At 74.0% G+C, this 6,803-nt stretch carries 6 protein-coding genes; 2 read left to right on the top strand and 4 right to left on the bottom strand.

The window, feature by feature from the left end; genetic code table 11:
- The 4 genes from AB0302_RS09310 to AB0302_RS09325 form a co-directional block, all read right to left on the bottom strand.
- On the bottom strand, positions 1 to 654 hold the full coding sequence (locus AB0302_RS09310; RefSeq protein ID WP_366371579.1) for a rhodanese-like domain-containing protein: 654 nt from the start codon (positions 652 to 654) through the stop codon (positions 1 to 3).
- 48 nt (positions 655 to 702) lie between these two features.
- Positions 703 to 2,178, bottom strand: a complete 1,476-nt coding sequence (locus tag AB0302_RS09315) for an MBL fold metallo-hydrolase (protein WP_366371581.1) — start codon at positions 2,176 to 2,178, stop codon at positions 703 to 705.
- A 307-nt stretch (positions 2,179 to 2,485) separates the two neighbouring features.
- Positions 2,486 to 3,748 carry a phospholipase D-like domain-containing protein gene (locus tag AB0302_RS09320; RefSeq protein ID WP_366371583.1) on the bottom strand — a complete coding sequence of 421 codons (1,263 nt, stop codon included), beginning with the start codon at positions 3,746 to 3,748 and terminating at the stop codon, positions 2,486 to 2,488.
- 9 nt (positions 3,749 to 3,757) lie between these two features.
- A complete protein-coding gene (locus tag AB0302_RS09325) occupies positions 3,758 to 4,717 on the bottom strand; it encodes a hotdog domain-containing protein (protein ID WP_298985863.1) in 960 nt (319 codons plus the stop codon).
- Between the two features lie 44 nt (positions 4,718 to 4,761).
- Here AB0302_RS09325 and AB0302_RS09330 point away from each other — a divergent pair, with 44 nt between their 5' ends.
- Positions 4,762 to 5,370 (top strand): hypothetical protein, encoded by a 609-nt coding sequence (locus tag AB0302_RS09330; protein WP_366371585.1) that lies wholly within the window; start codon positions 4,762 to 4,764, stop codon positions 5,368 to 5,370.
- A gap of 8 nt (positions 5,371 to 5,378) precedes the next feature.
- Positions 5,379 to 6,632: a methyltransferase domain-containing protein gene (locus AB0302_RS09335; protein WP_366371587.1), complete on the top strand. Its 1,254-nt coding sequence runs from the start codon at positions 5,379 to 5,381 to the stop codon at positions 6,630 to 6,632.
- Positions 6,633 to 6,803 lie beyond the last annotated feature (171 nt).

The following is a 6,803-nucleotide window of genomic DNA, read 5'->3' on the forward strand; positions in this document are numbered from 1 at the left end:
TCAGGCCCGCCCGGTGACCGAGGGGACGGCGGTCCCCGGGGCGACGGCGGCGGCACGGCCGGCACCGGAGGCGCCCGATGTCGTCGGGAGACCGCCCAGGACGTCCGCGGCGGAGCGCTCGACGGCGGGCCGGTTCCACGGCATCTTCGACAGCACCGAGGCCATGGCGCACGTGTTGGACACCGCGGACCACGTGAGGCCCGCGCCGATGGCCGCGGGGATGAGGCCGAAGCGCCGCGAGCCGAGCTGGGACGCCACGGCGCCGGTGAGCGCGATGGTGCCGGCGGTCATGCGCACCTGGCGCTCCATGGCCCAGCCGGAGCCGCGGCGGACGACGTCGCCGCCGGCCTGGGCGTAGGCGCCGATGCCGCCGGAGAGCACGGCGGCCTCCCGGAAGCCGGCCGCGGCGAGGCGCTGCTGCGCGTCGGAGGCGCGGGCCCCCGAGGCGCAGACGAGCACGACGTGCCCGTCGAGGCGCTCGGCGACGTCGCGGGCGTGCTCCTTCAGGGTGTCCAGCGGGACGTTGTAGGAGCCGGCGATGTGCTCGGCCTCGAACTCGCCGGGGGTGCGCACGTCGAGCACGAACGCCTCGCCGGCGGCAATGCGCTCGCGCAGGGTCTCAGGGCTCACGGGAGTCAGGGTCGTGACGGTCATGGTGGTCTCCATTCTGGGGCGTGTCAGGGATGCGTGGCGCGGGGCGTCTCAGCCGCGGACGCGCTGCTGCCAGGCGTTGTACGAGCCCTCGAGCTCGACGACGCGGAAGCCGTCACGGCGCAGCGCCTGGGCGGCGACGACGTTGCGCAGCCCCGACTGGCAGAACGTCACGAGCGTGGCGTCCTTCGGCAGCTCCTCCTCGTGGAAGGCGACCTTGCCGGCGGAGAGCTGGGCGGCCCCCGCGTCGTCACCGTCCGCGCCCGCGCTGACCGGGATGGTGCCGGCGGCGTGCTCGGAGCGGTTGCGGACGTCGAGCAGGGCGAGGCCGTCCTGGCCGGGCGCGGCGCCGGGAACCGCGGGGACGACGCCGCCGGCGGAGATCCGGCGCTCGAGCTCCTCCGCCGTGATGGTGGCCGGGGCTTCGAGGTCGAAGCCCTCCAGGCTGGTGACGAAGGCGTCCGCGGCGTCCACCCCGACGCGGATCAGGTGGTCGCGGATCCGGCCGGCGTCGTCGGCGTCGTCCGCGAGCAGGATCATGGCGACGCCGGCGTTCCGCTCGGCCTCGGGGTCGAACGCCCAGCCGCCGTGGGTGGCGGCCTTGTCCTTGGCCGGGAGGGCGATCGAGCCGGGCACGGTGCCGGCGTGGATCTGGTCGACCGGGCGCGTGTCGGCGAGGACGTCCCCGTCCGCCACGCGGGCCGCGGCCGCCTCGCCGCTGAGCTCCGTGAGCGGGGCCAGCTCACCGAGGACGGCCGGGCCCTGCTTGTTCTGGCGCTTCATGCGGGCGAAGTAGGCGTGGGCGTCCGGCTGGCCGTCGAGCAGCTCGTCGACGAAGCCCTGCTCGTCGTCCTTCTCGACGTAGGGCGCCCACCAGGCGTAGGCGCGCTCGTAGCCGACCGTCGTCGAGGGCAGGGCACCGAGCGCCTTGCCGCACGCGGAGCCGGCACCGTGGCCGGGGAAGACCTGCACGTGGTCCGGCAGGCCCACGAACTTCTCCTTCAGCGAGGCGAAGAGCTGCTTCGCGCCGAGGAAGCGGGTGTCCTGGCCGCCGGCGGCCTCGTCCAGGAGGTCGGGGCGGCCGAGGTCGCCCGAGAAGACGAAGTCGCCGGTGAGGTAGTAGCCGGGGCCGTCCGCGAACGCGCCGTCCTGCACGAGGTAGCTCAGGTGCTCGGGGGTGTGCCCCGGTGTGTGCTGGGCGGTGACGGTGATGTTGCCCAGGCGGATCTCGTCGCCGTCGTGGAGGAGGTTCCCCTCGAAGCCGTAGGACCAGTCCTCGCCGCCCTCCCCGGACAGGTGGATCTGCGCGCCGGTGCGGGCGGCCAGCTCCCGGGTGCCGGAGAGGAAGTCGGCGTGGATGTGGGTCTCGGTCACGTGCGTGATGGTCATGCCGTGGTGCGCGGCGAAGTCCAGGTAGACCTGCACGTCGCGGCGGGGGTCCACCACCATGGCCTCCTTCTTCGCCTGGCAGCCGATCACGTAGCTGGCCTGGGCCAGGTCCTCGTCGTAGATGCGCTCGAGCAGCATGGGGTCCTCCTGGGATCGGGGCTGGGGCGACGACGGCGGGCGACGCCGGCGCGATACCCCCTGGGGTATAGAGGAGGTCAGCGTAGAACATACCCCTGGGGGTATGCAAGCAGGAGGGCGCCCCACAGCGCGAGGGACTCGCAGCGGTCGAAACGGAGGGGTCGCGCAGGGGGGCAGGGGCGCCGGGCTGGGGGGGGGAGGACTGCGACGGAGAGCCGGCGGCCGACGCCCCGGGTCGGCGCCCCGGATGCTCGGCGCCTCAGTGCCTCAGTGCCTCAGACGTTCGGCGCCCCGGAGGCCCTGCCCGTCAGAGCAGCGGGCGCAGCGGCACGAGCAGGGTCTCCACCACGCGGGCGATGCCGTGGCGGTCCTCCCAGCGCGGCGAGGTGACCACGTCGCAGTGGGCGGCGTCGGCGCGGAAGATCTCCTCCATGCGGGCGGCGAACTCGGCACCCACCACGGAGAGGTTCGTCTCGTAGTTGTAGCCCAGGGAGAGGCGGTCGATGTTGGCGGTGCCCACGGTGCCCCACTCACCGTCCACGGTGGCGGTCTTGGCGTGGATCATGCTCGCCCTGTAGAGCAGGACCGTGATGCCGGCCTCGAGCATCTCGGCGTAGAACCCGCGGGAGACCCAGTCGGCCACCACGTGGTTGGAGTCCTTGGGCAGCATGACCTGCACGTCCACCCCCCGGCGTGCGGCGTCCTTGAGCGCCTCGAGGATCTGCTGGTCCGGGATGAAGTACGGGGTGTTGATGTAGATGTGGTCCCGCGCCCGCTCGATCGCCTCGAGGTACACGCGGCGGACCGGGTAGACCAGCTGGATCGGCAGGTTGGAGGCCACGGTGACGGCCTGGTTCCAGGAGTCCGGCGTGTGCCACTCCATGCGCTCCTCGGGCGCGTGGCCTGCGTTCCACACGGTGGCGATCGAGTGGTCCAGCCCCCAGACCGCCGGCCCCACCTGGCGCACGTGCGTGTCCCGCCAGTGGTGGGCGTAGTCGTCGCCGATGTTGTAGCCGCCCACGAACCCCACCTCGTGGTCCACCACGAGGATCTTGGAGTGGTTGAAGCCGGTGTGCCGCACGATCCCCCGCCAGTACGGGCGGGTGAAGGCCGGCATTCGGTACACCTGCACGGCGGGATGGAACTGCCGGTAGAACCGGGGGCTCACCACGAGGTTGGCGAAGCCGTCGTAGGAGATCCACACCCGCACGCCGCGCTCGGCCGCCCGGTTGACCGCGTCCATGAACCGCTGGCCGGTCTCGTCGCCCTTCCAGATGTACGTCTCGAGCTTGACGGACTCGCGGGCGTCGTCGATCGCGGCGATCATCGCCTCGAAGAGCTCCTCGCCGGAGGTGAAGATGCTCACGGAGGACTCCCCGGCCTCGACGTGGAACGTGCCCGGCCGCTGGGCGGGACGCTGCTTTCGTCCGCGGCGCTTGACGAGGTCGATCCCGGTGAGCGCGACCGCGGTCACGGTGGGGAGGACGACGAGGGCGGCGGCTCCGGCGGTGAGGCCGCGGACCACGGTCCGGCGGAGGGCGGGGCGTCCGAGGACGGGGATCTCGTTCATCCGCGCATTCTACGGACGGGCGTACGTCCAGGCCGCCCCCATCTCGGAGCGCAGGCGCACGAGCTCGACCGCGGACTCCTCGAGCCGCCGGGCGGCCTCGCTCACGGGCACGTAGCGCCGCACGACGCCGGCGCGGCCCTCGTCCGAGACGTCCACCATCACCGAGATCGAGTGGGCCACGAGCCGGGGGCGTCGGCTCGTGCGACGCCCGGCGTACACGCGCAGAGCCACGTGCATGGAGCGGTCCGTGGTGTGCACCAGGAGGGCGTCCACCCGCACGAGGTCGCCGACCCGCACGTTGCGCACGAACCGCACGCCGCCGGCGAACACGGCCACCACGTTCTCATGGCCCGTCCAGCGTGCCGCACACACGCCCGCGGCCTCGTCCACCCAGCGCATGACCGCGCCGGCGTTCACGGTGCCGCCCACGGTGGCCTCGGACGTGGGGGCGAGGAAGGAGAGGGTGGTCATCTCCTCGAGGTCCGCGGCGGAGGCGGGGAAGGGCAGCTCGGCCATCCCCCGCTCCACCTCGCGCCGGGCCACGGTGGAGCGCCGGGCCTGCTCGTCGCGCTCGACCTGGTTCGGGGTGGCGGGGACCCACTGGGGGACGGTGAGGCGGGTGCCGCCCTCCTCGGCCGAGTACACCGCGATGGAGGAGGTGCAGACCGTGGGGTCGCCGGCGGCGTCGGGGATCTCCGGCAGCATCAGGCGCGTCTGCACGTGCACGTCGGAGCCGTCCGTGTGCACGACGCGCGCCTGCACCGTGGCCTGCGTGTCCACGGGCACGGCGTGGCGGAACTGCATGTTCCCCATGTAGCGGGCGCGCACGAAGGAGCCGGACCAGCTCGCGGCGACGGCATAGCAGACCTTGTCGATCCAGGAGATCGCGGTGCCGGCGTCCACGATCCCGGAGGGATGGTCGAAGCTGTCCGCCCGGAAGTCGAGGGACAGGGCTCCGATGTGCTTCATGTCACCGAACGTATCACCGCCCCGGACAGCGGGAGAATGGGCGCATGACCCCCCGCGAACCCCTGCCGCTGCCCGCGGAACCGCAGACTCCCCTCAACCGCCTCTCCCGCCGCGTGGCGCGCGCCGTGGAGGAGCGCGGCGAGGCCGCCGTCGTGGGTGTGGCCACGCGCCTGCTGGCCGGTTCCAGCACCCCGGAGGACGTCACCTCGGGGGCGGCCCAGGCCATCCTGGGCGACGACGACGCCCTCACCCCCGCCGCGGCCGGCGCCCTGGCGCTCACGCGCGCCTGGCACCGCCGGGCCCTGCCCGCCCTGGTGGCCGCCCTCGACGCCCCCGAGCCCGAGGTGCGCTCCGCGGTGCACCTCGTGCTGGCCGCACGGGCCGACGCCCTGCGCGCCGACGCCGCGGTGGACCACGCGCTCGTGGACCGCGTCGGCGCGGGGTGCTGCGACCCGGACTCTGAGGTCCGCGCGTCGGCGGCCTCTGCCCTGGGCGCCCTGGCCGGCCCGAACGACCTCGAGGCCGCCGTGCCCGTGCTCTCCGCCCTGGTGATGGACGTGGATGCGGACATCGCTGCCGCGGCGGAGCTCGCCCTGGACCACCTCGCCGAGCGCCTGGACCGCCCCGAGCTGCGCGCGAGCACGGACTTCTGAGCCGCGCCGTGGACTCGCCCGTCCTTCTCTGCCACCACTACGACGCCGGCCGCTGCCGCTCCTGCACCCTCCTGGGCGTGCCCTACGCCGTGCAGCTGGCGGACAAGGCCGCGGCGGTGCGCGAGCGCCTCGCGGACGTGTCGGACGCCGGGACCCGGTGGCTGGACCCCGCGCCCTCCCCCGCGGCCGGATTCCGCAACAAGGCCAAGCTCGTGGTGACCGGCACGGCCCAGGACCCGCGCCTGGGCATCCTGGACCCGAACCAGCACCCCAGGCACCACGACGGCACCGGCTGGGACCTGCGCGACTGCCCCCTGTACGAGCCCGGGATGGAACGGATCGCCGCCGCCGTGGCGGACACGGTGCGCGCCGCGGACCTGACCCCCTACGACGTGGCCGCTCGCACCGGCGAGCTGAAGAACGTGATCGTGACGCTCTCCCCGGACCGCGAGGCGATGGTGCGCTTCGTGCTTCGCTCCCGTGACCGACTCGACGCGCTGCGGGCCGCGGTCCCCGCGCTGCGGACGGCGCTCGAGGAGGCCGGCACGCCGGCGAGGGTGGTGACGGCGAACCTGCTGCCCGAGCACGTGGCCCTGCCCGAGGGCCGCGAGGAGGTCCACCTCGCCGGGGACGCCACCCTGCGCATGGAGCTCAACGGGATCGGGCTGCGCCTGCGTCCGCAGGGCTTCTTCCAGACCAACACCGCCGTGACCCGCGCCCTCTACGCGACGGCGGCGGCGTGGCTCGCCGAGGCCCGCCCCGCGAGCGCGTGGGACCTGTACTGCGGCGTGGGCGGCTTCGCGTTCCACCTGGCCCGTCCCGTGGCCGACGGCGGCGCCGGCGTGGCCGAGGTCTGGGGGATGGAGACGAGCGAGGACGCGATCGCCGCGGCACGGCTCACCGCCGTGGAGCTGGGCCTGGCCGACCGCGTGCACCTCGACGCCGGCGACGCCACCCAGGCGCTGTCCTCGGCGAGACGGGGCGAGGGCCCGCACGCCGCCGCCGACCCCAGCCGGGTCGCCGGTGCGCCGGTGCCGGACGCCGTCGTCGTGAACCCGCCGCGCCGGGGCATCGGCCCCGAGCTGGCGGCGGGGCTGCAGACCTCGGGCGTGCCGCACGTCCTCTACTCCAGCTGCAACGCGGCCTCCCTCGCGAAGGACCTCGCGGCCCTGCCGGCCTACCGCGTGGAGCGCGCCCGGGTGTTCGACATGTTCCCGCAGACCGGGCACGCCGAGACCCTCGTGCACCTCGTGCGCCGCTGACGGCTCCGCCCCGTGAGCGGGTTCACCGGAAGTTCGCCCCGCGAGGGCGGGACGCGCGCCGACCGCTCCCCCTAGGTGTACCCGGTCATGAGGTTGGTGGCACCCGGTTCATGGGCGGGTGTCCTCCGAGCGCGGCGTGACCCCGCTCAGTGTTGTAGTACTCCAACCACG

It is taken from the genome of Micrococcus sp. NPDC078436, assembly GCF_040702705.1.
Taxonomy (GTDB): Bacteria; Actinomycetota; Actinomycetes; order Actinomycetales; family Micrococcaceae; genus Micrococcus.